At 70.5% G+C, this 24,122-nt stretch carries 27 protein-coding genes; 19 read left to right on the forward strand and 8 right to left on the reverse strand.

All coding sequences use genetic code 11. The features are described 5' to 3' along the window. Positions 1–84 precede the first annotated feature (84 nt). The 7 genes from ACWD35_RS20120 (at position 85) to ACWD35_RS20150 (ending at position 8,543) form a co-directional block, all read left to right on the forward strand. Entirely contained in the window at positions 85–1,227 is a 1,143-nt protein-coding gene (locus tag ACWD35_RS20120) for a cytochrome P450 (protein ID WP_451352627.1), read from the forward strand. Continuing rightward, positions 1,217–2,905, forward strand: a complete 1,689-nt coding sequence (locus ACWD35_RS20125; RefSeq protein ID WP_451352628.1) for a phytoene desaturase family protein — start codon at positions 1,217–1,219, stop codon at positions 2,903–2,905. Before ACWD35_RS20120 ends, ACWD35_RS20125 begins: the two co-directional genes overlap by 11 nt. Before the next feature lie 44 nt (positions 2,906–2,949). Beyond that, on the forward strand, positions 2,950–4,602 hold the full coding sequence (locus ACWD35_RS20130; protein ID WP_451352800.1) for a phytoene desaturase family protein: 1,653 nt from the start codon (positions 2,950–2,952) through the stop codon (positions 4,600–4,602). 10 nt (positions 4,603–4,612) lie between these two features. Further along, positions 4,613–5,668 (forward strand): zinc-binding dehydrogenase, encoded by a 1,056-nt coding sequence (locus ACWD35_RS20135; RefSeq protein ID WP_451352629.1) that lies wholly within the window; start codon positions 4,613–4,615, stop codon positions 5,666–5,668. A gap of 26 nt (positions 5,669–5,694) precedes the next feature. Further along, the gene (locus ACWD35_RS20140; RefSeq protein WP_451352630.1) at positions 5,695–6,621 is read left to right on the forward strand and encodes an aminoglycoside phosphotransferase family protein; all 927 of its coding nucleotides are present in this window, start codon (positions 5,695–5,697) and stop codon (positions 6,619–6,621) included. Positions 6,622–6,729: 108 nt separating this feature from the next. Further along, positions 6,730–7,653 carry an NAD-dependent epimerase/dehydratase family protein gene (locus tag ACWD35_RS20145; protein WP_451352631.1) on the forward strand — a complete coding sequence of 308 codons (924 nt, stop codon included), beginning with the start codon at positions 6,730–6,732 and terminating at the stop codon, positions 7,651–7,653. Positions 7,654–7,667: 14 nt separating this feature from the next. After that, a complete protein-coding gene (locus tag ACWD35_RS20150; RefSeq protein ID WP_451352632.1) occupies positions 7,668–8,543 on the forward strand; it encodes an RNA polymerase sigma-70 factor in 876 nt (291 codons plus the stop codon). A 40-nt stretch (positions 8,544–8,583) separates the two neighbouring features. On the opposite strand, the gene ACWD35_RS20155 is transcribed toward ACWD35_RS20150, so the two are convergent. From ACWD35_RS20155 to ACWD35_RS20165, 3 genes are all read right to left on the reverse strand, one after another. Further along, positions 8,584–9,012 carry a MarR family winged helix-turn-helix transcriptional regulator gene (locus ACWD35_RS20155; protein WP_451352633.1) on the reverse strand — a complete coding sequence of 143 codons (429 nt, stop codon included), beginning with the start codon at positions 9,010–9,012 and terminating at the stop codon, positions 8,584–8,586. Continuing rightward, on the reverse strand, positions 9,012–9,443 hold the full coding sequence (locus ACWD35_RS20160) for a polyketide cyclase (RefSeq protein ID WP_451352634.1): 432 nt from the start codon (positions 9,441–9,443) through the stop codon (positions 9,012–9,014). The genes ACWD35_RS20155 and ACWD35_RS20160 overlap by 1 nt, the downstream gene beginning before the upstream one ends. Positions 9,444–9,576: 133 nt before the next feature. Next, positions 9,577–10,356 carry an SDR family NAD(P)-dependent oxidoreductase gene (locus ACWD35_RS20165; RefSeq protein WP_451352635.1) on the reverse strand — a complete coding sequence of 260 codons (780 nt, stop codon included), beginning with the start codon at positions 10,354–10,356 and terminating at the stop codon, positions 9,577–9,579. A 196-nt stretch (positions 10,357–10,552) separates the two neighbouring features. On the opposite strand from ACWD35_RS20165, the gene ACWD35_RS20170 reads away from it, so the two are divergent. Further along, the gene (locus ACWD35_RS20170) at positions 10,553–10,942 is read left to right on the forward strand and encodes a VOC family protein (RefSeq protein WP_451352636.1); all 390 of its coding nucleotides are present in this window, start codon (positions 10,553–10,555) and stop codon (positions 10,940–10,942) included. A 28-nt stretch (positions 10,943–10,970) separates the two neighbouring features. On the opposite strand, the gene ACWD35_RS20175 is transcribed toward ACWD35_RS20170, so the two are convergent. Continuing rightward, a complete protein-coding gene (locus tag ACWD35_RS20175; protein WP_451352637.1) occupies positions 10,971–11,663 on the reverse strand; it encodes a helix-turn-helix transcriptional regulator in 693 nt (230 codons plus the stop codon). Between the two features lie 94 nt (positions 11,664–11,757). Here ACWD35_RS20175 and ACWD35_RS20180 point away from each other — a divergent pair, with 94 nt between their 5' ends. The 4 genes from ACWD35_RS20180 (at position 11,758) to pqqB (ending at position 15,655) form a co-directional block, all read left to right on the forward strand. Then, on the forward strand, positions 11,758–12,726 hold the full coding sequence (locus tag ACWD35_RS20180) for a pyridoxal-phosphate dependent enzyme (protein WP_451352638.1): 969 nt from the start codon (positions 11,758–11,760) through the stop codon (positions 12,724–12,726). 204 nt (positions 12,727–12,930) lie between these two features. Then, the gene (locus ACWD35_RS20185; RefSeq protein ID WP_451352639.1) at positions 12,931–13,329 is read left to right on the forward strand and encodes an SseB family protein; all 399 of its coding nucleotides are present in this window, start codon (positions 12,931–12,933) and stop codon (positions 13,327–13,329) included. A 259-nt stretch (positions 13,330–13,588) separates the two neighbouring features. Then, positions 13,589–14,701: a hypothetical protein gene (locus ACWD35_RS20190; protein ID WP_451352640.1), complete on the forward strand. Its 1,113-nt coding sequence runs from the start codon at positions 13,589–13,591 to the stop codon at positions 14,699–14,701. A gap of 57 nt (positions 14,702–14,758) precedes the next feature. Then, on the forward strand, positions 14,759–15,655 hold the full coding sequence (gene pqqB, locus ACWD35_RS20195; protein ID WP_451352641.1) for a pyrroloquinoline quinone biosynthesis protein PqqB: 897 nt from the start codon (positions 14,759–14,761) through the stop codon (positions 15,653–15,655). A gap of 17 nt (positions 15,656–15,672) precedes the next feature. Here the strand turns inward: pqqB and ACWD35_RS20200 are convergent, their stop codons facing one another. The 4 genes from ACWD35_RS20200 to ACWD35_RS20215 form a co-directional block, all read right to left on the reverse strand. Further along, positions 15,673–16,071 carry a MarR family winged helix-turn-helix transcriptional regulator gene (locus ACWD35_RS20200; protein WP_451352642.1) on the reverse strand — a complete coding sequence of 133 codons (399 nt, stop codon included), beginning with the start codon at positions 16,069–16,071 and terminating at the stop codon, positions 15,673–15,675. Between the two features lie 73 nt (positions 16,072–16,144). After that, a complete protein-coding gene (locus ACWD35_RS20205) occupies positions 16,145–16,495 on the reverse strand; it encodes a VOC family protein (RefSeq protein ID WP_451352643.1) in 351 nt (116 codons plus the stop codon). Between the two features lie 118 nt (positions 16,496–16,613). Beyond that, the gene (locus ACWD35_RS20210; RefSeq protein WP_451352644.1) at positions 16,614–18,923 is read right to left on the reverse strand and encodes an FtsX-like permease family protein; all 2,310 of its coding nucleotides are present in this window, start codon (positions 18,921–18,923) and stop codon (positions 16,614–16,616) included. Continuing rightward, the gene (locus tag ACWD35_RS20215) at positions 18,920–19,627 is read right to left on the reverse strand and encodes an ABC transporter ATP-binding protein (protein WP_451352645.1); all 708 of its coding nucleotides are present in this window, start codon (positions 19,625–19,627) and stop codon (positions 18,920–18,922) included. Before ACWD35_RS20215 ends, ACWD35_RS20210 begins: the two co-directional genes overlap by 4 nt. A 139-nt stretch (positions 19,628–19,766) precedes the next feature. Between ACWD35_RS20215 and ACWD35_RS20220 the strand changes: the two genes are divergently transcribed. The 7 genes from ACWD35_RS20220 to ACWD35_RS20250 all read left to right on the forward strand — a co-directional run bounded on the left by ACWD35_RS20220 (position 19,767) and on the right by ACWD35_RS20250 (position 24,113). Next, the gene (locus ACWD35_RS20220) at positions 19,767–20,627 is read left to right on the forward strand and encodes a sensor histidine kinase (protein WP_451352646.1); all 861 of its coding nucleotides are present in this window, start codon (positions 19,767–19,769) and stop codon (positions 20,625–20,627) included. After that, complete coding sequence (locus ACWD35_RS20225; RefSeq protein ID WP_451352647.1) at positions 20,624–21,304, forward strand: response regulator; 681 nt, start codon at positions 20,624–20,626, stop codon at positions 21,302–21,304. The genes ACWD35_RS20220 and ACWD35_RS20225 overlap by 4 nt, the downstream gene beginning before the upstream one ends. Positions 21,305–21,534: 230 nt before the next feature. Then, positions 21,535–21,819: an ArsR family transcriptional regulator gene (locus ACWD35_RS20230; RefSeq protein ID WP_451352648.1), complete on the forward strand. Its 285-nt coding sequence runs from the start codon at positions 21,535–21,537 to the stop codon at positions 21,817–21,819. Between the two features lie 159 nt (positions 21,820–21,978). Continuing rightward, positions 21,979–22,440, forward strand: a complete 462-nt coding sequence (gene crcB, locus ACWD35_RS20235; protein WP_451352649.1) for a fluoride efflux transporter CrcB — start codon at positions 21,979–21,981, stop codon at positions 22,438–22,440. Then, positions 22,437–22,817, forward strand: a complete 381-nt coding sequence (locus ACWD35_RS20240) for a DUF190 domain-containing protein (RefSeq protein ID WP_451352650.1) — start codon at positions 22,437–22,439, stop codon at positions 22,815–22,817. Before crcB (ACWD35_RS20235) ends, ACWD35_RS20240 begins: the two co-directional genes overlap by 4 nt. Then, a complete protein-coding gene (gene crcB / locus ACWD35_RS20245) occupies positions 22,814–23,188 on the forward strand; it encodes a fluoride efflux transporter CrcB (RefSeq protein WP_451352651.1) in 375 nt (124 codons plus the stop codon). Before ACWD35_RS20240 ends, crcB (ACWD35_RS20245) begins: the two co-directional genes overlap by 4 nt. A gap of 88 nt (positions 23,189–23,276) precedes the next feature. Beyond that, entirely contained in the window at positions 23,277–24,113 is an 837-nt protein-coding gene (locus ACWD35_RS20250; protein ID WP_451352652.1) for an undecaprenyl-diphosphate phosphatase, read from the forward strand. Positions 24,114–24,122 lie beyond the last annotated feature (9 nt).

Consider the following 24,122-nt stretch of genomic DNA (forward strand, 5'->3'; position numbering starts at 1 on the left):
CGAGGCATGCAGACACGGCCGGAGCCGCTCGCGTTTCCCTTCGAATCCGGGCCGGGGCTCGAACTGCCCTGCCAATATGCAAAGTTGCGGGATCGGCGGCTCGCCCGGGTGCGGATGCCCTACGGGGACGAGGCCTGGCTCGCCACCCGGTACAGCGATGCGAAGGCGGTGATGTCGGACCCCCGCTTCAGCCTGGCCGAAGCCGTGGGCCGGGACCAACCGCGGACGGAGGCGGGGGGAGGCGGCAATGGCGGGCTGATGTCACTGGACCCGCCCGAACACGCGCGACTGCGCGGCCTGATGACGAGGGAGTTCGGCGCACGCCGGATCGAACGGCTGGGTGCCCGGGCACGGGAGGTCGCCGAGAGCCTCCTGGACCGGATTGTGCGGTCGGAGCCTTCGGCCGATCTGGTCGAGCAGTTCGCCATCCCGTTTCCGACGGTGCTGAACTGCGAGCTGCTCGGCGTACCTCGCGAGTACGGTCGTATCTGGGCCTGGGTCGAGGACAACTTGTTCGGCGTCACGTCGGAGGCCGAACTCGCCGAGCATGCCGATGAGTTCGCCGCCCAGATGACCGCGCTCGTGGAACTGCGCCGACAGGAGCCGGGCGATGACGTGATCAGCTCTCTCCTGCGGGCCTGTGACCAGGACGGCCGGATCACCGAGGGTGAGCTGGTCGCGCTCGTGGGCGACCTGGTCGTCGCGGGCTTCGTCACCGTCTCCGGTCAGATCGCGGTTTCCCTCTACCATCTGATGACCCGCCCCGCGGAACTGTCACGGCTGCGTGACCGGCCGGAGCTGATCCCCAGGGCCGTGGAGGAGCTGCTGCGGTACGTGCGGCTCATCGACTTCACGATCGCACGCTATGCGGTCCAGGACGTCGAGCTGGGCGGGGTCCTCGTACGCGCCGGTGAGCCCGTTCTGGTCGCGCTGTCGGCTGCCAACAGGGACCCGGCGGTCTTCCCTGACGCCGACGACCTCGTCCTCGACCGGACCGGTCCCCCGAACCTCGCCTTCGGGCACGGTGCGCACTACTGCCTCGGCGCTCACTTGGCGCGGCTGGAACTGCAGGTGGCCCTGGAGGCGGTGCTGCGGCGCCTGCCCGGACTGAGGCCGGCCGTACCCGAGCACGAGCTGCGCTGGAAGACGGAGGGCATCACCAATGGCCTCTACGAACTGCCCGTCACCTTCGAGCGGTGGGTGGGGGACCGGACCAGTGACGCATGACTCCGCGCCGGACTGGGGCAGTCGCGACCGCGCCCCCGGTCGTAAGCCACGGATCCTCATCATCGGCGCGGGCATCGGCGGCCTGTCCACCGGCTGCTATACGCAGATGAGCGGAATGCAGACCCGCATCCTCGAAAAGCACGTGCTGCCCGGAGGCTGCTGCACCGCCTGGTCGCGCAACGGCTACATCTTCGACTACTGCATCGAGTGGCTGACCGGTACCGGCTCGAACAACGACGCCGCCAGGATCTGGCGGGAGCTGGGCGCGCTCGACGGCAAGACGATCACGAACTTCGAGATCTTCAACACCGTGATCGGTGAGGACGGCCGGTCCGTGACGTTCTACAACGATCCAGAGCGGCTGGAGCGGCACCTGCTGGAGGTCTCGCCCGCCGACGCGCGGCTGATCCGGGCCTTCTGCCGCGATCTCAGGCGGTTCCTCGACATCAACCTGTACCCGTTCCTGACTCCACCGCCGTTGCGGACAGCGCGTGAGAAGCTCGGCCTGCTGCGCAAACTCCTGCCGGCCTTCCCGCTGTTCTGGCGCACCGCGGCGACTTCGATGGAGACCTTCTGCGGCAAGTTCCAGGATCCGCTGCTGCGCCGGGCGTTCCCCTTCATCTTCTTCCAGGACCACGAGGTCTTCCCGCTGCTTCCGTACCTGTTCAACATGGCCGGCGCGTATCACGGCAACGCGGGGTTCCCGCAGGGCGGTTCACTGGGCCTGTCACGGTCCGTCGAGGAGCGGTACACCGCCCTCGGCGGCCGGATCGACTACCGCGCACGGGTGAAGCGCATCCTGATCGAAGCGGACCGCGCGGTCGGCGTGGAACTCAAGGACGGAACACGGCTGTACGCCGATCACGTCGTCTCGGCCTGTGACGGCTACACCACGATCTACGGCCTGCTGGGCGGGCGATACACCAACCCCACCATCGACACGCTCTACAACGAGATGCTGCACACACCGGAGTTGCTGTACCCGGGCGTGGTCTCCGCGTTCGTGGGCCTGGCCGGCGATGTGGACCCCGGAACCCCGCACAGCGCCACCCATTTCCTGTCAGAGCGCGAGAGTGCCGACCTGCCGGCCGTGCAGCAGAACAGCATTGTGGTGCAACTGCGTTCGCGCTACTGCGACACCTTCGCACCGCCCGGAAAGTCGGTCATCCACTGCACCTACTTCAGCGACTTCGCCTACTGGAAGACGCTGCGCAGCACCGACCGCCGGGAGTACTGGGCACGCAAGCGCCAGGTCGCCGACTTCGTACGGGACTTCCTGGAGCGGCGTCATCCCGGCATCGGCGAGCGGATCGAGGTCATCGACGTGGCCTCGCCCGCCACCACGCACCGGTACACCGGCAACTCCCAAGGCAGCATCCTCGGCTGGAAGTCCTTCACCAAGGCGGAGGACCTGACCAACAAGCTGGTCAACAAGGACCGAATGCGGCTGCCCGGCCTGCGCGGCTTCTCCATGACCGGTCAGTGGATCGGCGGTGGCGGACTGATCCGTACGGCCTCCGCGGGCAGATTCGCGGCCCAGTACCTGTGCCAGGAGCTGGGGCTGGAGTTCAGGGCCCGGGAGAGCCCCGGTGCCGAGCCCTGGCACCCCGGAAAGCTGGGCCGACTGCCCCAGCTGGACGCACCGCCGGCGGGCCGTCCGGCCCGGGCGCAGACGTGAAGAGGAACCCGGTCATGTCGCGACCACGACAGCCCAGAGAGTCAATGATCATCATCGGTGGCGGCCTGGGCGGTCTGTCCACCGGCTGCTACGCCCAGATGAACGGGTACCGGACCCGCATCTTCGAGATGCACGAGATCCCCGGCGGCTGCTGCACCGCCTGGGACCGCGGCGACTTCACGTTCGACTGCTGCGTCAGCTGGCTGCTCGGGAACGGGCCCGGCAACGAGATGCACCAGATCTGGCTCGAACTGGGCGCGTTGCAGGGCAAGGAGATGCGGCACTTCGACGTCTTCAACATCGTGCGCGGCCGGGACGGCAGGGCGGTCTACTTCTACTCCGATCCGGACCGGCTGGAGGCGCATCTGCTCGGCATCTCGCCTGCCGACGCCAGACTGATCCGGGACTTCTGCCGCGGCCTGCGTGCGTTCCGCAAATGCCTGGCCGTCTATCCCTTCCTCAAACCGGTCGGCCTGATGGGCCGGTTCGAGCGCTGGCGCATGCTGGCCTCGTTCCTTCCCTACGTCAACGTCATCCGCAAGTCGATGGCGGTGCTGATGACGGAGTACTCCGCGCGGTTCAAGGACCCGCTGCTGCGTGAGGCGTTCAACTTCATCCTCTACGAGAAGCATGCCGCGTTCCCGGTCCTGCCGTTCTACTTCCAGCTGGCCTCGCACGCGAACCTGTCCGCCGGCGTACCGGAGGGCGGCTCCCTCGGGCTGTCGACGTCGATCGAGCGCCGCTACCGGTGGCTCGGCGGTGAGGTGACCTACAACGCCAAGGTCGAGGAGGTGCTGGTCGAGAACGACCGCGCGGTGGGGGTACGGCTCAGCGACGGGCGCGAGTTCCGCTCCGACATCGTGGTCTCGGCCTGCGACGGCCACACGACGACGATGAAGTTCTTGAAAGGCCGCTACCTCAACGAGACCTACCGGCACCTGTACACGAACACCATCAAGGAACCGGGCATGGTGTTCCCCGGCTACGTCATGCTGTTCCTCGGCCTCAAAGGCTCCTTTCCGCAGGGCGAGCCGTGCACCACCTTCCTGCTGGACGAGGAGCAGGCGGCGAAGCTGACCGGCCTGCGCCACCCCAGCATCAACGTGCAGTTCCGCAGCATGCATTACCCGGAGCTGTCACCGCGCGAGACGACCGTCGTCTACGCCACCTACTTCTCCGACACCGCCCCCTGGCGCGCCCTGAACGAAGGGCGTCCTGAGCAGAACACCCGCGTGCACAGGGGAACGAAAATGCACACCCTCCCGCTGCGGCACGGGCGCGAGTACTACGCGGCCAAGCACCAGGTGCGCGATGCCCTCGTGACGTTCCTGGACGAGCGTTTCCCCGGCCTGAGGGACGCGATCGCGGTGCGCGACATCTCCACCCCGCTCACCCAGGTCCGCTACACCGGCAACTACGACGGAACCGTACTCGGCTGGCAGCCGTTCGTGGCGAGCGGCGAGACGATGGAGGAAGAGATCAAGAAGCGCGGTCCGGTGCTACCGGGTCTGGAGAACTTCTACATCTCCGGTGTGTGGGCCACCACCGGAGGCCTCATCCGGGCCGCCGCCGCGGGACGCCACGTCATGCAGTTCGTCTGCCGCGACGACGGCAGGGAGTTCACCGCCACCATCGACGACAGCGCACCGCCGCCGACCCATGTCGTCATCCCCGCCGTCCCCGCCGTCGCACACTGAAAGGCCGAGGATGAAGATCGGAAAGTGGGCGGTACGCGAGCATGCCGAAGGCGTGCCCGACGTCAGCCGGATCTACGAGAAGGTGGTCGAGGACGTCGAAGTCTCCCTCCGGTGCGACCAGATGCTGCTGCTGACCCGGTACGTCTCGCTCGACCCCTTCCTGAACGGCCTCACGCTGGCCACACCTCTCGGCCGTCACGCCCCCAGCCTGTCGATCATGGAGGTGCTCGACGCCGGCCCCGACGCGACCTTTCGCCCCGGTGACCTGGTGGAGGGCTTCGGCGGTTGGCGTACCCATGTCGTCAGCGACGGAAAAGCCTATGTGTGGGATACGGGGTCGTTCCTGTTCGATGTCGGAGACTTCCGCAAGCTGCGTCCCGAGCGCTACGACGAGGTGCTGCCGGTCTCGACGGCGCTGGGCGTCATGGGGGTGCCCGGACTGACCGCCTGGGGCACGATGACCAAGTTCTTCACGGTCGAGCCCGGCGACACGGTCATGATCAGCGGCGCGACAGGCGCCGTCGGATCCCTGGTCGGCCAGCTGGCCAAGCGCGCCGGTGCCCGGGTCGTCGGTACCACGGGCAGTCCGGAGAAGGCGGAGTATCTGACCGGGCTGGGCTTCGACCACGTCATGCTCTACAGCCAGGGCGACGACGCCGACACCGTGTACCGAGCGGTCGCAAAGGCCCTGCCGGACGGTGTCGACAAGTACTTCGACAACATGGGCGGCACCGTCACCGACGCGGTGTTCACCAAGCTCAACCGGTACAGCCAGGTGGCGGTGTCGTGGCAATGGGGCGCCACGGTCGGACGCGACAAGGTCGGACCACGTCTGCTGGAGCACATCATCCGCCCGCGTACCACGATCCGCGGCATCTACGCGCAGGACTGGTACACCGAGGAGGACTTCGCCGCCCTCCACGACGAACTGGGCGGCATGATCCGGCGCGGTGAGATCTCCTACGACCAGACCGTCCGCCACGGATTCGACAGCATCCCTGAGACCTACCGGAGCCTGTACGTGAACCGTGCGGCGAACCGCGGAAAGCTGTTGGTCGCGGTGTAAGCGGGGCAGGCGCGTAGGGTGCCCGAATGATCGAGGTACCCGAGACGTTCGCGCGGAGCACGGTCGAGCGGGAAGGAGAGTCCGGATCGGTATGGCTCGCCGAACTGCCCGGCATCGTGGAGGAGCTGCTGGGGAGTTGGGGGTGCGTGCCGGACGGTCCAGTGATGCACGGGGGTGTGGGAGTCATCGTCCCGGTGCGAAGCCGCGATGACGTGGCCGCTGTGGTGAAGGTGTCGTTTCCTCACCCCGGCAACGTCCATGAGCCGGACGCGTTCGCCGCCTGGGGCGGGCGCGGGGCCGTCCTGCTGCACGAGCGCGACGACGAGCGGTTCGCGATGCTGCTGGAGCGGGTCGGGACGTCGACCCTGGCGGAACTCGAAGACGGCGACGAGGTGGTGACGGTCGCGGGCCGCCTCAGTCGCCGGCTTGCCGTCCCCGCACCGCCCGGCCTGCCGAGGCTCCGAGAGCAGGCCGACACCTGGGAAGAGCAACTGCGGAAGGGAGCCGAAGAGTTGACGCACACCATGTCGCCTCATGCGGTGGACGCGGCCCTGGCTACCGTCCACGAGCTGGGACGTGCCCAGCCGGACACCCTCGTCCACGGCGACCTCCACGCCCGGAACATCCTGCGCGCAGACCGTGAGCCATGGCTGGCCGTCGACCCCAAGGGCTGTGCGGGAGACCCCGCCTACGACGCCGGCACACTGCTCAAGTCCCGCGCGCTCACGCTCCTCGCGGCGGACGACATGCGCAAGGCCGTCGACCGCGTCCTGGACATCTATGCCGAGGCCGCGGAGGTCGATCGCTCCCGTGCCCGGCGCTGGGCCCAGTGCCACGCCGTCCAGGCCGCGTTCTGGGGCCGTCGCCACGGTTTCCGGAGGGCCCGCACCGGGCCGGCGCGGGACTGGCTCATCGAATTCGCGGAAGTGCTGGCCGAGTTGCTCATGGCCTGAGAACGAGTCAGCAAGTGCCCTGAATCACATCCAGGGCCTGTCACGTTTGTCACCGCTCGCCCGTCTCATGGGTGTCACCGCACACACGACACGGAAACGGGAGGGGACATGAAGGTTCTGCTGGCCGGCGCGAGCGGTGTGCTGGGCGGGAACGTCGTCCGTGAACTGAGCGCGGCGGGGCATGAAGTGGTGGGCCTCGGACGCGGTGCCGGGAACGGGGCTCGGGCGGATCTGCTCGACCGCGAGGCGGTGCTGCGGGCGGTGGACGGGCTCTCGTTCGATGTCGTCGTGCACGCGGCCACAGCGCTTCACGGCAGGTCGCTGCTGCGCCACCAGGACATGGCCGCCACCAACCGGCTGCGCACCGAGGGCACCGCGAACCTGCTCGCCGCCGCGAAGGAGACCGGAGCCCGGCGCATCGTCGTGGAGTCGATGGTGTTCGGCTACGGCTATGGGGAGCACGGCGACCGGTCGCTGGGCGAGGACGAGGGCGCCTTCGGGCCCGTGCAGGATGACCGGTGGCTGGAACGGCACGTCGGCGCCATGCGCACCAAGGAGGAACTAGCCTTCACCGCCGACGGCATGGAAGCCGTCAGCCTGCGCTTCGGCCTGTTCTACGGGGCCGGTGCCAGCGACACGACCGTGCTGCCGATGCTGCGCAGGCGGGCCCTTCCGGTCGTCGCGGACCGGGGGCGGGCGATGTCCTGGGTGGACGTGGACGACGCGGCCCGCGCGGTGGTCGCTGCGATCGAGAGCGGCCGACCGGGCCAGGCGTACAACATCGTCGACGACACGCCGATGGGTTTTGGCGGCCATGTCCGCGCCGTGGCCGAGGCGTTCGGCGCTCCCGCCCCGGTGACCGTACCGCTGTGGCTGCTCCGTCCCGCCCCGCTCGCCTACGCCGTCATGTCGACGAACCTGCGCCTGGCGAACGCGAAGGCGAAGGCCGAGCTGGGATGGGCACCCGCCAGTGCGAGCTGCGTGGACAGGCTGAACTCACTTGCCGGGCAGGCCCATCGGCTGGCAGCGTGATGCGTGTGATTGACATGGACGAGGTATCTGAGGCGGCACTCGGCGTCTTCACCGAGCACCGCCGACTGCTGTTCGGCACCGCCTACCGGATACTCGGCAGCGTGGCGGACGCGGAGGACGTCCTGCAGGACGCCTGGCTCAAGTGGGCGCTCATCGACCGGGGTTCGGTGGACAACCCCCGCGCCTACCTGGTGCGCACGGTCACCAATCTCTCGCTGAACAAGCTCACTTCGACGCGTGCCAAGCGCGAGAGCTATGTCGGGCCCTGGCTGCCCGAGCCCCTGCTCACCTCGCCCGACGTTGCCGAGGAGGCGGAGCTGGCGGACTCCGTCTCCACCGCGCTGCTCGTGGTCCTGGAGAGCCTGAGCCCCGTCGAACGGGCCGTGTTCGTCCTGCGCGAGGCGTTCGGGTACCCGTACGCAGACATCGCCGCGATCCTCGGCCGCCCCGATCCCACCGTCAGGCAGATCGCCCACCGCGCTCGCGCGCACGTCCAGGAGCGCCGGCCTCGCTTCCAGAGCGACAGCGCGGAACGGCGCGAGATCACCGAGCGGTTTCTCGCCGCCTGCACCGGTGGGGACCTGAACGCCATGATGGAACTGCTGGCCCCTGACGTCACTGCCTGGTCCGACGGCGGCGGCCTGGTCACCGCGGCCCGCCGCCCGGTGCATGGCGACGACCCGGTCGCGCGCTGGGTGCTCGGCGTCCTGTCCAAGTCCGAACTCCAGGGGCTGGCCTGGCGGTCGGCGGTCGTCAACGGAGAGGAGAGCGTGCTGTTGACCATGGGCGGGCGCCCGGCGGGCGTGCTCACCTACGACGTGGACCGCGGCCGGATCGTGAACCTCCGTCTCCAGGTCAACCCCGAGAAGCTGCGGGGGGTCGACGTGTGATCGGGTCCGACGCGCCCCCCCCGCACAGCAGCCCCGGTACTCAGGAATCGGTAGCGGTGAGGCGGCGCAGTACGGCCACGGCCTCGTCCCGCACCCCGGGCGGGAAGAAGCGCGCGTCGACCTCCTCCACGGCGGCGATCGCGCGGGGGGCCAGTTCGGCGCCGGCGGCGGTGACGTGCAGCCGCTTGGCGCGGGTGTCTGCGGGGTCGACCTCGCGCTCGATGAGCCCCTTGCCCTCCAGGGTGCGCAGCACCTGTGACGTCATCTTGACGTCCGTACCGGCCTGGCGGGCCAGGGCCAGCTGATGGGGGCGCTCCCCTTGGGAGTTGAGCCACCAGGCGCAGGCGAGCAGCACGAACTGGACATGGGTGAGCCCCAGCGGGCCCAGAGCTGCGGCGATGTCCCGCTGCCAGCGCAGCGTGGCGTGCCAGAGCAGGAATCCGGGGCTGCTGTCGGGGTCGAGCGCCATCAGCCGCGCGCAGCCTCGACCAGGGCCGCCATGGTCTCGGGCCAGTCCGCGGTGACGGCCGGACCGATCTGCGGGCCGAACTCGGCGGCGCCCTCGCCGGTGATCTCCATCCGGTACGTCACCCGGGTCCACGTGCCCTCGTCCTGGCCGGACTCGCCCTGGTCGATCCGGTGCATCGTCCGCAGGACGATGCCGCCGAACCGGGCCTCGTCCACGAAGAGTTCACCGGGGACGGTCTCCGTGACGACGAGGTGCACCGGCTCCTCTCCGTCCGGGTTCATGACGATCTTGGCTCCCGCGGCGAACGGCCCGTCGAAGCGGATGCTTCGGATGTCGGCGTTCCACGTCCCCCAGTTCTCGACATCGGCCCACAGGCGCCAGATCGCGTCCGGGGTGGCGTCGGTCTCAAGGCTGTGCTCGTAGGTCCACATGGGATTCCCCCGCGCTCGACGGTGTTCGACGGCGATCGGCCGCCATCAACTGCGTACAGATTATCTGCGCGCAGACTATCTGCCAAGTCGCGGGCTCAAGCTCAACGACAGGCCGTGAACGCCGACGGCGGGCTCAGTGCACGGAGAGCCCGCCGTCGACGAAGATCGCCTGGCCGGTGACGTAGGCGGAGGCACGGCTCGCCAGGAACACGGCGGCCCCCGCGAAGTCATCGGCCACGCCGTTGCGTCCGACCATGGTGCGTGCGGCGAGTGCCGTCACCTTCTCCGGGTCGGACGACAGGCGCGCGTTGAGCGGCGTCATGACGAAACCCGGCACGAGCGTGTTGCAGGTGACGCCGTACGGCGACCACGCCTCGGCCTGTGAACGGGCCAGCGACTCCAACGCCCCCTTGGAGACGCCGTAGGCGCCGCTCTGGACGAACGCCCGGTGCGCCTGCTGGGAGGTGATGTGGATGATCCTGCCGAAGCCCCGTTCGGCCATGCCGGGCCCGAAGCGCTGTCCCAGAAGGTACGGCGCCTCCAGGTTCACCGCCATCGTGGCGTCCCACACGTCCTCTCCCAGCTCGCCCATCGGCGGACGCAGGTTGATCCCGGCGGAGTTGACGAGAATGTCGGGCTCCCCGAACACCTCGGCGGCTTGCTCCGCCGCCGCGCGCACCCCGGCACGCGTACTCAGGTCGGCGCTCACCCAGGCCGCCCGGCAGCCGTCGGCCGTCAACTCGTCGACGGCGTCCCGCAGTTCCGCTTCCTTGCGCGCCACGATCACCACGCCGGCTCCCGCCCGCGCGAGAGCCCCGGCGATGGCCCGGCCGATGCCGGAACTGCCGCCGGTGACGACGGCGACCTGGCCGTCCAGTGAGAAGAGTTCGGAGAGGTACGTCTGGGAGGTCATGTCCGCACCCTAGGCGGTGCGCCCTCGGCGAGGGCATCCGGGGGAGGCGCCAGGGCTGCGGATCAGCCGGTGCGTGGATCAACGGTGGTGTGGATCAACGGGCAGGCCCCGATTAGGATGGATGTTCGGCATCGCGTGCCGGTCACCGACTGGGTGAGGCATGGAGGTGCCTGGACATGCCCCTTGGAGGCATTCCTTGTCAGTCGAGCTGAATCACACCATCGTCTACTCCCGGGACAAACACGAGTCCGCCGAGTTCTTCGCGGAACTGCTGGACCTGGAGATCGCGGGAGAGTGGGGTCCGTTCGTCGCGATCGCCCTGAGCAATGGCGTGACGCTGGACTTCGCGACGATCCCCGAGGAGAAGATATCCCCGCAGCACTACGCCTTCCTGGTCTCCGAAGAGGAGTTCGAGGCGGCGTACGCGCGGATCGAGGAGCGCGGCATCGAGCACTACGCCGACCCGCACATGAAGCGACCGAACGAGATCAACCACAACGACGGCGGTCGTGGCGTGTACTTCATGGACCCGGCCGGTCACGCCATGGAACTGATCACCGTGCCGTACGGCGGCTGGCCCGCGTAAGTCGCGAAGCGTAAGCCGCTGGTCCCGCTCAGTCGCCGCCCGGCTCCTCGGCCGTGTTTCGGGCCGCCGCCAGGTAGTTGTAGGCCGAGGCCCGCGAGATACCGAGCCGGGCGGCGACCTGCTGGACCGCGCCGCGCACGGCGAACACGCCGCGCCGGTCGAGATCGCGGAACAGTGACAGCCGCTCGGCCCGGCCGAGATGGGCCCAGGTCTTGGCGCCGCTCAGCTGACGGGCGTCGACGATCGCGGCCACGACGGCGCCGATGTCGTCCCCGAACGTGGTGGTCGGCAGACCGGCAGGAGACCCGGCCACCCCCGCCAACTCACCCACGAGCGTGTGCACTTGGCTGATGGCGGTCACGTCGAGATTGACGCACAGGGCGCCGAACACCGTGCCCGCGGAGTCGCGCAGCAGCATCGTGGAGGACTTGACCAGCCTTCCGTCCTGAGTGCGGGAGAGGTAGTTCAGCTCGTCGTCCGCCTCGTCGCCGCGGGCCAGCAGCCGCATGCCGATCTCGCTCATCGACCCGCCCACGCCGCGGCCGGTCACCGACCCGGCCAGCGCGACGATCGACTTCTCGGGTCGCCGGAAGTCGTGGATCACCACCTCGCAGGAGGAGCCGAACGTCGCTGCGATCCCGTCGATCACCGGCGTGAGGGCCGCGATGACGGCATCCTGCTCGGCGCTCCGGGCCGACGCCCCCGCGTGTGCGTCTGCCATGCGCTTGCCTCCCTGTGCACCGGGTCTGGACTTCTCGTCTACATGTTAGACAATCAATCCAGAGACCCGGTGGATCCCGGAACGGAGTACGCACATGCCCGACCGTCAGCCCGTCACGCTGCAGGATGTCCAGGAGGCCGCGGAGCGGATCAAGGGCGTCGCCCACCGCACCCCCGTCCTGCGCTCGCGCACCCTGGACGAACTCGTCGGCGCCGAGGTGCACTTGAAGTGCGAGAACCTGCAGCGCATGGGCGCCTTCAAGTTCCGCGGCGCCTACCATGCCGCCTCCCGGCTGTCCGCCGCGCAACGGGCCAAGGGCATCGCCGCCTACTCCTCCGGCAACCACGCGCAGGCCGTCGCCCTCGCCGCGCGGGAACTCGGCACCACCGCCGTGATCCTGATGCCGGAGGACGCCCCGCGCTCGAAGCTGGAGGCGACCGCCGGATACGGCGCCGAGATCGTCACCTACGACCGCTACACGGGCGACCGGGTCGCCATCGGCGAGGCACTCGCCGCCGAGCGGGGGCTCGCGCTGATCCCGCCGTACGAGCATCCGCACGTCATCGCCGGACAGGGCACCGCGACGCTCGAACTCATCGAGGAAGTGGGGGAGTTGGACGCACTGTTCGTGCCCGTCGGGGGCGGTGGGCTGGCCGCCGGCAGTGCCGTCACCGCCAAGGGGCTGCTGCCGGACATCCGTGTCGTCGGCGTCGAACCGGAGGCCGGGGACGACACCAAGCGGTCCCTGGAAGCGGGGCACAGGGTGTCCATCCCCGTACCGCGCACCATCGCCGACGGCCAGGCCCTGGACACCCCCGGTGAGCTGACTTTCTCCATCAACAGGCGTCTGCTGGACGGCATTTCACTCGTCAGCGACGACCAGATCAGGGACGCGATGCGATTCGCCTTCGAACGCCTGAAGACGGTCCTCGAGCCGAGCGGCGCCAGCGCCCTGGCCGCCCTGCTCGCCCACCGCGTGGACCCGCTGCCACGCCGTGTCGGCGTGATCCTGTCCGGCGGCAACGTGAGCGCCGAGCGGTTCGCCCAGATCATGGCCGGCTGACGCGACGGGTAGGTCGACGACGACGCACCCGCAGGCCTCCGTCGACAGCAGATCCGCCGTCCGCCCGATGCGGGTCGAGTGGCACCGGACCGCGCGTCGATTCGCACGCATGTCCCCGCCTCCAACGGGTACGCGAGGCGGGAGCGCCTGGGCGGGCGGATCCCGCCCGGGTGGCCTGTACGACCGCCGACCTGGGGATCTGCCATGGATACACCCGCACACGACAACCCTCCGACGCCGGCCAGTCAGGCGCTGGACGCACTGGCCGCGAACACCCAGGACCAGGCCGCCCTGGACACCCTGGCCCACAGCGACGTACTCGTCCCGGTGCCGGACGACGCGATGGACTCGGACGGCGCCGATCCGTCGACGGTCGCCCTGCCCGTCCTCGAACGGGCCGGCGGGGATCTGGTCGTCCCGGTCTTCACCACGGAAGGGGCCATGGCCGAGCTGCTTCCGTTCGTCTCGCACTACCGCCTGGTGCCGCTCGGCGCGCTCGCCTCGCAGTGGCCCGAGGAGGATCTCTCCCTCGTCATCGACGGCAGCTCCGCACACGGGCTGACGCTCACCTCGCAGGGAGTGCGTACGCTCCTCGCCCGCTGAGCCGCCCCCGAGCAGCCGGGCGAGACGGCCGGCCGAGGATGAGCGGCGCCGACCTCCGCTCATCCCCGCGGCGATCATCCGCGTGCCGGGAAGGTCACGCTAGGCGGATGCGCGGGGTTCGGCACTCCGGAATGCGCGGTCCCTGTCCGTTTTCCGCACTCGATTTCCGTACCCGACTTCCGCACCCGATCACCGTGCGCGGTACGGGGCCGAAAAGCCGTAATCCTGAGGGCGCGAGCCCGCGGGACAGAATGAGCCCATGGAATGGATCTCCGGCGTGGCCGGGACGCTGGTCCTCGTAGTGGTCATGCGCAGCATCGTGCGCACCCTCGTGGTGCCCCGGGGCCTGTACTCCGTGATGGTGTACCGGCTGTGGTGGGGTCTGCGCCGGCTGCTGTGCCTGGCCGCGAGCCGGGGCGGCTACCGCTCTATCGACCGTGCGCAGACCTGGCTCGCCCCCCTCATGCTGATCGGCATGCTCGCGTTCTGGCTCGGCGGAGCCTTTCTCGGCTTCGGACTGCTGCTGTACGCGCTGTCGCCGCTGTCCTGGAGCAGCGCGTTCCGGGAGGCCGGCTCCAGTCTCTTCACGCTCGGCTTCGCCAGCGGCGCCCGGCTGCGCCTGTCCCTGCTCGACTTCCTGGCCGCGGCCACCGGCCCCGTCGTCATCGCCTTGCAGATCGCCTATCTGCCCACGCTCTACGCGGCCTACAACCGGCGCGAACTGGAGGTCACCCTGCTCCAGTCCCGGGCCGGCGAGCCCGCCTGGGGCCCGGAGATCCTCGCCCGGCAGTGGCTGGTCGACACCGAGACCGCGCTGCCCGAGCTGTACCGGGACTGGGAGCGGCTGGCCGCGGACATGGGTGAGAGCCACGCCACGTACCCGGTCCTGCTGACGTTCCGCTCACCCCGCCCGTACCGCAGCTGGCTGGTCGGTCTCATCGCCGTCATGGACGCGGCGGCCCTGCAACTCGCGCTCGCCCCGCGCACCGCCCCGGCGGAGGCCCGGCTGGTGCTGCGCGCCGGGTTCACCGCCCTGCGCGACATCGCCCGCTCCGTGCGCGCCCCCTTCGAGAACGACCCGGCCCCGGACGCCCCGATCGAGCTGACCTTCGACGAGTTCGAGGCCGCCGTGGCGATGCTGAAGGAGACGGGGTTCCGGGCGGAACGCAGCACCGAGGACGCCTGGCCGCAGTTCCAGGGCTGGCGGGTCAACTACGAGGCCGTCGCCTATGAGCTGTGCCGCCGCTGCGACGCCGTACCCGCCCTGTGGACCGGCCCCCGCGACTTCCCCGGCGAACCCATCCCGCCCCGGCGCCCCGTGGACCGGCGGCCCGGCCAAGGTCGGCCGGAACTGCCCCCCACCGCCGGGTAGTCACCGGCCCCGTGCGGGAAGATCCCAGCGGAGACCGCCGAGCGAGCGAAAGGGCCGATGGCCGTGAGGGTCGTCCTGCTGGGCACCGCCGCTGGAGGCGGCTTCCCGCAGTGGAACTGCGGCTGCGCGCTGTGCGCCGCCGCCCGGGACGGCAAGCTGCCCTCCCGAACCCAGGAGTGCGCCGCCGTCACCGGCAACGGCCGCGACTGGTGGCTGCTGAACGCCTCGCCCGACCTGCGGGCCCAGCTCGCCGCCACCCCCGCCCTGTGGCCCGGCCAGGCGCCCGGGGCCACCCCGCTGCGCGGTGTGCTGTTCACCGACGCCGAGGCCGACCATGTCACCGGCCTGAGCGCGCTGCGCGGAGCGGAGGGCCTGAAGGCCTACGCGGCGCCACCCGTCAGCGCCGTCCTCACCCCCATGCGCGCCGCCCTGGACCGGTACGCCCCCTGGGAGTGGGCCGACAGCCTGGCCGATGGCGGGTTCGTGCTGGCCGGCGGCCTGGTCGTGACGGCTCACCCGGTGGGCACCAGGATCCCGAAGTACGTGCCGGTGCAGACGCCTGACCCCGGCGGCCCGTGGGTGACGGCGTACCGCGTCGAGGACCTGGCGACCGGGGGAGTACTGGTGTACGCGCCGAGCGTCGGCGCATGGAGCCCGGTTCTGGACGACCTGTGCGCCGAGGCCGACTGCGTGCTGCTGGACGGCACCTACTTCACGGCCGACGAGCAGGTCACGCCGGTGCGGGGCGGCAGCGGACAGGGGGCCACGGGACACCTTCCGGTCAGCGGGCCCGACGGCTCGCTCGACGCGCTGGCCCGCCACCCCGGCCCGCGCCGGATCTACACCCACCTCAACAAGACCAACCCCCTGCTCGACCCCGCTTCGCCGGCCAGCGCACAGGTGACCGAGCAGGGGGTCGAGGTGCTGCCGGACGGGGCCGAGCTGCTGCTCTAGGTCCTGTCCAGCTGGGCCTAGAGGTCCTGCTCGGCCAGCATGCGCTCCAGGACGGCCCGTTGCAGCGGCAGCACCTCGGTGTGCAGTTCGCGGCCCTTGCGGGTGAGGGCGACCCACACCCCGCGCCGGTCCTCCGCGCACACCGAGCGCTCGACCAGGCCGTCCTTCTCCAGCCGTCCGATCAGCCGGGACAGCGCGCTCTGGCTGAGATGGACCCGGCCGACCAGATTCTGCACCCGGCAGTGGTCGCCCTCCGCGGGCGACTCGACGGCCAGGATGTCCAGCACCTCGAAGTCGCTGGCGCCCAGCCCGTGCGGGTGCAGGGCCCGGTCGATCTCGCACATCGTGCGCGCGTGCACCGCGAGGATGTCCCGCCACCGTTCTTCGAGCCGGGCGTCGGCCGTCTTGACTGCCATACCCGCACCGTAGCACCGATCCGGCCATTCGTTGAGTGTGCAATTAGTGCGGGTGCATGCGCTCGTCCGGGGCTCAGGCAGCCGGGTCCTGGAGGAGTCCCACCAGGTTGCCGTCGGGGTCCTTCACGGAGGCGATCAGCCTGCCGTTTCCGACGTCCTGCGCGTCCTGGAGCAGCTCGGCACCCGCCTCCAGCAGGGCCGCGAGCCGCTCCCTCAGGTCGGTCACGTGCCAGTACGGCACCGGCCCGGTCATGCCCTTGGCGTGCCCGTTGGGGTCGAGGCCGACATCCTGGCCGGCCGCCTTGAAACCGACGTAGTAGGGCTCGTCCGCGTACGGCTCGACGCCCAGCAGGGTGGTGAACAGAGCCTTGGCCCGGGCCGGGTCCTTGACCGGGTAGATGATCGTCTGCAGGCCGGCGGTCATGGCACTCACTCCTTCGCGACACGTGGCCGACGGGGCTCCGTCGGTGCTCTCACGCTAGGGCGGGCAAGCCCGCCGCGGCTTCTCCGATCCTGACCGGTTGCGGCGGCGGGCTCCCGTCCTACTCGCTGTGCAGCACCTCCGAGACGGTCAGGCGGGCCGCGCGCCGCGCGGGGACGAGCGTGCCGGCCACCGCGATCACCAGCCCGGCCAGGGCCAGTCCCGCCAGCTCCGGGACGTGCCACACATCCGTCATGTACGACGGCAGGGTGATGTCGATCGCCGCCGCCATCCGGGGAATCACCAGCTCGTAGGCGCCGATCCCGAGCGGGATGCCGAGCAGGGAGCCGACTGCGCCCAGCACCGCCATCGAGGTCACCGTCATCACCGTCACCTGGCGCGGGGTCATCCCGATCGACTTCAGCATGCCGAGGTCGCGGCGCCGGTCGTGGGTGTTGAGGACGGCGGTGTTGAAGACGCCCAGGGAGGCGACCAGCGCCAGCACCAGGGTGAGCGCGGTCGCGGACCCGACGATGGTGCGGGTGACGTTGTTCGGCCCGCTCAGCTGGACGGAGAGGCCCCGGTCGACAGCCCGCGCCGCGCGCGCGTACGCCTCCTGGGAAGCGCCCTCGCGCAGCTTCACGTGGTAGGCGATGGGCTTGGCATCCGGCATCAGGGCGGTGGCCGTCGGCCAGGCGCCGACGACGAGCCGGTCGTTGTCGTCCATCGTCGTGCCGACCACGGTCACCTCCTCCTCACGGCCGTCCTTCCGCAGCCTCAGGTGATCGCCGAGGTGCACCCCGTTGCGGCGCATGAAGGCCGATCCGGCCACGACCTCTCCGGTGCGGTGCATCCAGCGTCCCCCGACGAGCACGCCGTCAAGGGGCAGGTCGCCGCGCCGGCCCTCGAACATGACCACCTGCGTGGAGCCGATGAGAAGCGCTTCGTCGTCCGATCGCGCCGTCACCCGGGTCGCACCCGGCAACGAGCCCAGCACCGACTGGAGTTGCCGGTCGGTGTGCGCCGGCATCACCTCCTTGCCGTGCCGGTAGTTGCCGACGTACACGGTGACGTCGTAGGCGCCCTTCCCGGAGGTCCCGAAGGCGTTCAACGTGGCCGCCAGACCGGTCGCGAACGTCACGGTCGTCACGCCCAGGACCACGGCGGCCAGGGTGAGCGCGCTGCGTGCGGGACGGGCGAACGGCAGCCCCACTCCCAGGCTGACCGACCTCGGCAGCCGGGCACTCGCCAGCCACCGCTGGATGCCCAGCGCCCGTCCCGCGCGCGGAGCGCTCCCCGCGCTGATCGCCCGCGCCGCCGACAGACGCTGGGCACGCATCGAGGGGCCGAGCGCGGCCAGCACGCAGACGAGCGGCATGCCGAGCAGGGCGAGCACGTTCACCCAGGGCGCGATGCCGACGCTGTCGTGGAATACCCCCGTGTTCGGTCCGGTGAACACGAATTGGAAGAAGGGGTGCGCCAGCAGGTTTCCGGTGAGCGTGCCGAGCGCACAGCCGAGGACGGACGGTACCGAGATCATCACGAGGTAGACGCCCAGCACCTGTCCGGGGGTGAACCCCAGCGCCTTGAGGACGCCGATGTGGCGGAACCCGGAGACCACGGCCCCGCCGACCACGTTGGCGACGATCAGCACCGCCACCAGGATGCCCAGGATGCCGAACGCCATCAGGTACGGCGCGTACGCGCGCGCGGTGCTGCCGACCCGGTGCTTCAGCGCCAGATACGTCTCCGATCCGGCGAGCGCGCCCTTCGGCAGGTCCTCGGTCACCTTGGCCAGGCCCGCGCGCAGCGCGCTCTCCGATGACGCGTTCCGGAACCGGAAGAGCATCTGCGTGCCGGTCGGGTGCAGGGCCGCGATCTGGTCCGGGACGACCCAGGCGTCCGCGGTGTGGCTCAGGTCGAAGGCGAACCCGACGATGGTGAGCGTGGGCCCCGACGGCACGTGGAACTTCTTGCCCATGTCGTCGGCGGTCCAGTCGGACTGCCGATCCAGGACGATCTCCCCGGGCCGGGTGGGCCACCGGCCCGCCCACAGGTTCACCCGGTCCACCGGGCCATCAGGGCCGGAACGTCCCACCAGCGTGACCTCGCCGCCGAGACCGAAGTCGGCCGCACCGTGCGGAATGTCCACCGACGCCTGCCGGAACGGTCCGGCCGCCGCCTCCGCCCCCGACTGCCGTGCCGCCCGCGCCAGTTGGGCGTCCGACACCTTGCCCGTGTCGAACGTGGCCACCACGTGCGGCCCGTGCTGCCTGCCGAAGGCCCGGTCGAACGGCGCCGACGCCGCGTCCACCAGGCCCAGCGCGACCACCATCGACCCCGTCGACACCAGCGTGACCAGCCAGATCACCAGCGTCTGCAGCCGGCGCCTGCGCACGGCCGCCCGTGCGGCCTTCCACACCGCCCTCATGCCGACGGCTCCAGGGTGTGCTCGCCGGTGACCCGCCCGTCGGCCAGCTGCACCAGGCGGCTCGCGCAGCGCTGCGCGAGATGCTCGTCGTGCGTGACGATGACCAGTGTCTGGCCGATCTGGTTCAGGTCGATCAGCAGGTCCATCACCTGCTCCCCGGCCCGGCTGTCCAGCGCCCCGGTCGGCTCGTCGGCCAGCAGCAGCGCCGGACGGTTCATCAACGCCCTTGCCACCGCGACCCGTTGCCGCTCACCGCCGCTGAGCACCGCCGGATAGGCGTTGCGGCGGTCCGCGATGCCGAGTTCCTCGAACAGCTCCAGCGCGCGCCGCCGGGCCTGCCGGTACGGAGTCCCCGTCAACTGGGCGGCCAGCGCGACGTTGTCGAGGGCCGACAGGTCGTCGATGAGGTTGAAGAACTGGAAGATCATGCCGATCCGGCGCCGCCGGTACAGCGCGAGCCCCTTCTCGCTCAGCTCCCCGACGCTCTCCCCGTGCACGACGACCGTGCCGGCCGACGGCCGGTCGAGACCGGCGATCATGTTGAGCAGCGTGGACTTGCCGCACCCCGACGGCCCCATCACCGCGACCGCCTCCCCGGCCCGGATCTCCAGTGACACCCCGGCGAGCGCCACCGTCTCGCCGTACTCCTTGCGCACACCGTCGAGTCGTACGACGGCGTCTTCCGTTCTCACCTCAGTGACCATGGACATGAAGCTAGGCCCGGACCCCGGCCCCCGGCATCCGCCCTCGGATGGCAACCGCGGCCCGGCCTCATCCTGGGGATGCAGAGGACTGAATCCCCAGGTCGATGCGGATGTCAGTGGCGTCTGCGAGAGTGAACCCATGGGGGAGGACGAGTTGTTGGCGGCGGCGCTCGCTGTGGCGTGCGCGGCCGTCGTGGTGCTGACGGTGGCGCTGGTGCGCACCCGGCGCCGCTGGCAGGCGGCGGTGGGGGAACGGGGCTGGCTGCTGGAGCGGGAGCGGGAGAGTGCCGCCGAGGCCGCGATCGCGGCCGAACGCGACCGGATCGCCCGCGAGTTGCACGACATCGTCAGCCACAACGTCAGCCTCATGGTCGTGCAGGCGAGCGCCGCGCGCGAGGTGCTCGGCATCATGCCCGACGAGGCCGCGACCGCACTGCGGGCCGTCGAGGACGCCGGGCGGGGTGCGATGACCGACCTCAGACACCTGCTGGGCCTGCTGGCGCCCGCGCAGAACGGCGAGGACACGGACCCGGACACCGACCCGGGCCCGGCCGCGGACCCGCGCGGCCCGGACCTCGCCCCGCAGCCCGGCCTCGACCGGCTCGGCTCACTGGTGGACCGGATATCGTTCGCCGGGCTGCCCGTCGAGGTCCGCATCTCCGGAGAACCGCGCCCGCTGCCGCAGGGCATCGACGTGACCGCGTACCGCATCATCCAGGAGGCCCTGACCAATGCGCTCCGGCACGGCGACGGCAGCAAGGCGGAGGTGACCGTGCGCTACGCCGACCACGCCCTGCGCGTGGAGGTCCTCAACACCGGCGCCAGCGTGCTGACCGGCACCGCACCCGTGGCCGCGCCCAAACCGTCCGCCCAGGGCGCCGGCCGCGGACTGCTCGGCCTGCGCGAGCGGGTCGCGGTCTACGGCGGCGACCTGGACGCCCGCCGCAGACTCGGCGGCGGCTACCGCGTCCGGGCCCGGATACCCCTGGACCGACCGTGACGGCGGACGCGCCCGAGCGGGCGCCCCGCGTGCTCATAGCCGACGACCAGACGCTCATCCGCACCGGCTTCCGGCTGATCCTCACCGCCCGGGGCATCGAGGTCGTGGGCGAGGCGGCCGACGGCGCCGAAGCGGTCGCGGCGGCCCGGGAACTGGAGCCGGACGTCGTGCTGATGGACATCCGGATGCCGGCCATGGACGGTCTGGAAGCCACCCGGCGCATCCTGGAACAGTCGCCCGACTGTCGGGTCCTGATGCTGACCACCTTCGACCTGGACCGGTACGTGTACACCGCGCTCTCGCTCGGGGCCAGCGGCTTCCTGCTCAAGGACGTCACCCCCGAGCATCTGGCGGCGGCCGTACGCCTGGTCGGCACCGGCGACGCCCTGCTCGCCCCGTCGATCACCCGGCGCCTGGTGGAGCGGTACGCGGCCGAGCCCGAGCGCAGCCCGGCACCGCACCCCGACCTGACCGCCCTCACGCCTCGTGAACGCGAGGTGCTCAGCCTCCTGGGACGCGGCCTGTCCAACACGGAACTGGCCACCGAGCTGACCCTCAGCGAGGCCACGGTCAAGTCGCACGTGGCCCGCATCTTCGCCAAGCTCGGCCTGCGCGACCGCGCCCAGGCGGTCGTCCTCGCCTACGAGACGGGGCTGGTCAGACCGGGTGAACGGTGACCAGCCCCGACACGGCCGGGTTCAGCCACCGCTGAGCCACCGCTGACGAGGACCGGCTGCAGGCGGCGGCCGGGCCCTTCCCGTCGTCCTGCCGTGCGGTACCGGTCAACGGAAGCCGAGTCCCGTACGGGACGGCGTCGCCTGCGCCAAAGTGGGAACAAGCCCAGAAGGAAGCGGTCAGAACGCGGCAGATCACGGCATAAGAGCGGGCGGGGGCGGAGGCGAGACGGATGATGGGGACTCCCTCGGGCCGCATGCGACGGGCCATCCTGGAGTGGCTCAAGGACCCGGCGGCCCACTTCCCGGCCCGGCCTCGCGACCCGTCGGCCACCGGAGTCACCGCGCGGGCCGTGGCCGCCAAGCTCGGCGTCCCCCGCCGGACCGCCCTCGCCCACCTCGACTTCCTCACCCGCCTCGGGCTGCTGCGCACCCGCCGGATCCGCTGCCGCACCTACTACCGGCGCGACGAGATCCGCATCGCCGAGGTGGCCCGGCTGTTCGAGAAGGGCTGGTGAAGGCCTGCCGCCGCGCCGGCTTCCGCAAAGCCGCCACGCCGGATTCCGCGGGGCCGCCGTCGCCCGCGAGACCGCCGTGACACGGCGGTACCCTGGTGCCCGGCCGTGATCACCCGTCGATCATCTTTCGGGTCAGGGCCGAACAGGAGACGTACGAGCATGACAGCCCCGGAAGCCGAGAGCATCCGCGTCCGCCCCGCACCGACGCGGCGGTCCGAGTGGCGCACCCAGACCCCCGTCGTCGCGGTGGTCGCCGTCGGCGGCGCCCTCGGCGCCGCGGCCCGCTACGCGCTGGGCCTCGCCTGGCCCACGCCGGCCGGCGCCTTCCCCTGGGCGACGTTCCTGACGAATGTCATCGGCTGCGCCGTGATCGGCGTGTTCATGGTGCTGATCACCGACGTGTGGGCCGCCCACCGGCTCGTGCGCCCGTTCTTCGGCACCGGCGTGCTCGGCGGCTTCACCACCTTCTCCACCTACGCCGTCGACATCCAGAAGCTCGTCGACGCCGGCCGTCCCCGCACGGCACTCGCCTATCTCGCCGCAACCCTGTTCGCGGCGCTCGCGGCGGTGTGGCTGGCCTCCGTCGCCACCCGCCTCGTGCTCACCCGGAGGCAGCGATGACCTCACTCACCGGCCGGGCCCTGCGGCTCACCGTGTACATCGGCGAGGACGACACCTGGCACCACAAGCCCCTCTACTCCGAGATCGTGCACCGCGCGCACGCCGCCGGGCTCGCCGGGGCCAGCGTCTTCCGGGGCGTCGAGGGCTTCGGCGCCTCCTCCCGCATCCACACCTCCCGCCTGCTGTCCCTGAGCGAGGACCTGCCCGTCGCGGTCGTCGTCGTGGACACCGAGGAGCGCGTCCGGGCGTTCCTGCCGCAGCTGGACGAACTGGTCGGCGAGGGCCTCGTGACCCTCGACGAGTGCGAGGTCGTCCGGTACGTCGGCCGCACCGCGCATCCGGACGCGGCGGATCCGAAGGGTGAGAAGCCGTCGTGAACTGGCTGTTGGTCGTCCTCGGGGCCGTGGTCGGGGCACCCCTGCGCTATCTCACCGACCGCGCGGTCCAGGCCCGGCACGACTCGGTCTTCCCCTGGGGTACGTTCGCGGTGAACATCACCGGCTGCCTGATCCTCGGCACGCTCACCGGCGCCGTCTCCGCGGGCGCCGCGGGTCCGCATCTGCAGCTCCTGCTCGGCACCGGCCTGTGCGGGGCGCTGACGACGTACTCGACCTTCTCCTATGAGACCCTGCGGCTGACCGAGGCCGGAGCGGGCCTCTACGCTGCCGTCAACGTCGTCGCGAGCGTGGGAGCGGGACTCGGAGCGGCCTTCGCGGGGGTGTCGCTCGCCCACGCCCTGTGGGCCTAGCGGCTCCTGGCTGCTCGCCGTACGGCCGGGCATGGTAAGCAAGACTGTCTACAGCAGTGTCGACCAACTCTTCCCAGAACTGGATCCCATGAGCGCCATCTCTGTCGGTCAGGCCGTCGTCCTCGGAGTCGTCGAGGGGGTGACCGAGTTCCTCCCCGTGTCCTCCACCGGCCACCTCAAGATCACCGAGGGGCTCATGGACATCCCGGTCGACGACAAGTCCGTCGTCGGGTTCTCGGCCGTCATCCAGGTCGGCGCGATCGCCGCCGTGCTCGTGTACTTCTTCAAGGACATCAAGCGGATCGTCACCGCCTGGTACCGCGGCCTGACCAACCGCGAGGAGCGCTACCACCACGACTACAAGTTCGCCTGGTGGGTGATCTACGCCACCATCCCGATCGTCCTGGTCGGCCTCGCCGCCAAGCCGCTGATCGACGGTCCGCTCGCCTCCCTGTGGGTGGTCGCCGCGTCGCTGATCGTCGGCTCGGTCGTGATGTGGTGCGCCGACCAGATGGGCCGGCACAAGCGTGGTGAGGACGACACGTCCTTCAAGGACGCGATGCTGGTCGGCTGCTCGCAGATCCTCGCGCTGCTGTTCCCCGGCTTCTCCCGCTCCGGCGCGACGATGTCGACGGCGCTGATCCTGGACCTGGACCGCGTGGCCGCCACCCGCCTCTCCTTCTTCCTCGGCATCCCGGCCCTGACCGGCGCCGGTATCTACGAGCTGAAGGACGCCCTCGGCGCGGGCGTGGGCGCCGCCCCGCTGGCCGTCGGCACCATCGTGTCGTTCGTGGTGGCGTACGCCTCCATCGCCTGGCTGCTGAAGTTCGTCGCCAAGCACTCCTTCAACGCCTTCGTCCTCTACCGGATCGCCGTCGGCGTGGCCCTGATGGGCCTGCTCGCCACGGGCACGCTCGACAGCTGAGCGACTCCT

The organism is Streptomyces sp. NPDC002671 (assembly GCF_053592475.1).

Bases quoted from the DNA above. Each gene is read 5' to 3' on its own strand.
- ACWD35_RS20130 (WP_451352800.1), top strand. From the start codon at position 2,950: ATGATCATCATCGGTGGCGGCCTGGGCGGTCTGTCCACCGGCTGCTAC.
- ACWD35_RS20135 (WP_451352629.1), top strand. From the start codon at position 4,613: ATGAAGATCGGAAAGTGGGCGGTACGCGAGCATGCCGAAGGCGTGCCC.
- ACWD35_RS20140 (WP_451352630.1), top strand. From the start codon at position 5,695: ATGATCGAGGTACCCGAGACGTTCGCGCGGAGCACGGTCGAGCGGGAA.
- ACWD35_RS20145 (WP_451352631.1), top strand. From the start codon at position 6,730: ATGAAGGTTCTGCTGGCCGGCGCGAGCGGTGTGCTGGGCGGGAACGTC.
- ACWD35_RS20150 (WP_451352632.1), top strand. From the start codon at position 7,668: ATGGACGAGGTATCTGAGGCGGCACTCGGCGTCTTCACCGAGCACCGC.
- ACWD35_RS20155 (WP_451352633.1), bottom strand. From the start codon at position 9,012: ATGGCGCTCGACCCCGACAGCAGCCCCGGATTCCTGCTCTGGCACGCC.
- ACWD35_RS20160 (WP_451352634.1), bottom strand. From the start codon at position 9,443: ATGTGGACCTACGAGCACAGCCTTGAGACCGACGCCACCCCGGACGCG.
- ACWD35_RS20165 (WP_451352635.1), bottom strand. From the start codon at position 10,356: ATGACCTCCCAGACGTACCTCTCCGAACTCTTCTCACTGGACGGCCAG.
- ACWD35_RS20175 (WP_451352637.1), bottom strand. From the start codon at position 11,663: ATGGCAGACGCACACGCGGGGGCGTCGGCCCGGAGCGCCGAGCAGGAT.
- ACWD35_RS20180 (WP_451352638.1), top strand. From the start codon at position 11,758: ATGCCCGACCGTCAGCCCGTCACGCTGCAGGATGTCCAGGAGGCCGCG.
- ACWD35_RS20185 (WP_451352639.1), top strand. From the start codon at position 12,931: ATGGATACACCCGCACACGACAACCCTCCGACGCCGGCCAGTCAGGCG.
- ACWD35_RS20190 (WP_451352640.1), top strand. From the start codon at position 13,589: ATGGAATGGATCTCCGGCGTGGCCGGGACGCTGGTCCTCGTAGTGGTC.
- pqqB (WP_451352641.1), top strand. From the start codon at position 14,759: ATGGCCGTGAGGGTCGTCCTGCTGGGCACCGCCGCTGGAGGCGGCTTC.
- ACWD35_RS20200 (WP_451352642.1), bottom strand. From the start codon at position 16,071: ATGGCAGTCAAGACGGCCGACGCCCGGCTCGAAGAACGGTGGCGGGAC.
- ACWD35_RS20205 (WP_451352643.1), bottom strand. From the start codon at position 16,495: ATGACCGCCGGCCTGCAGACGATCATCTACCCGGTCAAGGACCCGGCC.
- ACWD35_RS20210 (WP_451352644.1), bottom strand. From the start codon at position 18,923: ATGAGGGCGGTGTGGAAGGCCGCACGGGCGGCCGTGCGCAGGCGCCGG.
- ACWD35_RS20215 (WP_451352645.1), bottom strand. From the start codon at position 19,627: ATGGTCACTGAGGTGAGAACGGAAGACGCCGTCGTACGACTCGACGGT.
- ACWD35_RS20220 (WP_451352646.1), top strand. From the start codon at position 19,767: ATGGGGGAGGACGAGTTGTTGGCGGCGGCGCTCGCTGTGGCGTGCGCG.
- ACWD35_RS20230 (WP_451352648.1), top strand. From the start codon at position 21,535: ATGATGGGGACTCCCTCGGGCCGCATGCGACGGGCCATCCTGGAGTGG.
- crcB (WP_451352649.1), top strand. From the start codon at position 21,979: ATGACAGCCCCGGAAGCCGAGAGCATCCGCGTCCGCCCCGCACCGACG.
- ACWD35_RS20240 (WP_451352650.1), top strand. From the start codon at position 22,437: ATGACCTCACTCACCGGCCGGGCCCTGCGGCTCACCGTGTACATCGGC.
- ACWD35_RS20250 (WP_451352652.1), top strand. From the start codon at position 23,277: ATGAGCGCCATCTCTGTCGGTCAGGCCGTCGTCCTCGGAGTCGTCGAG.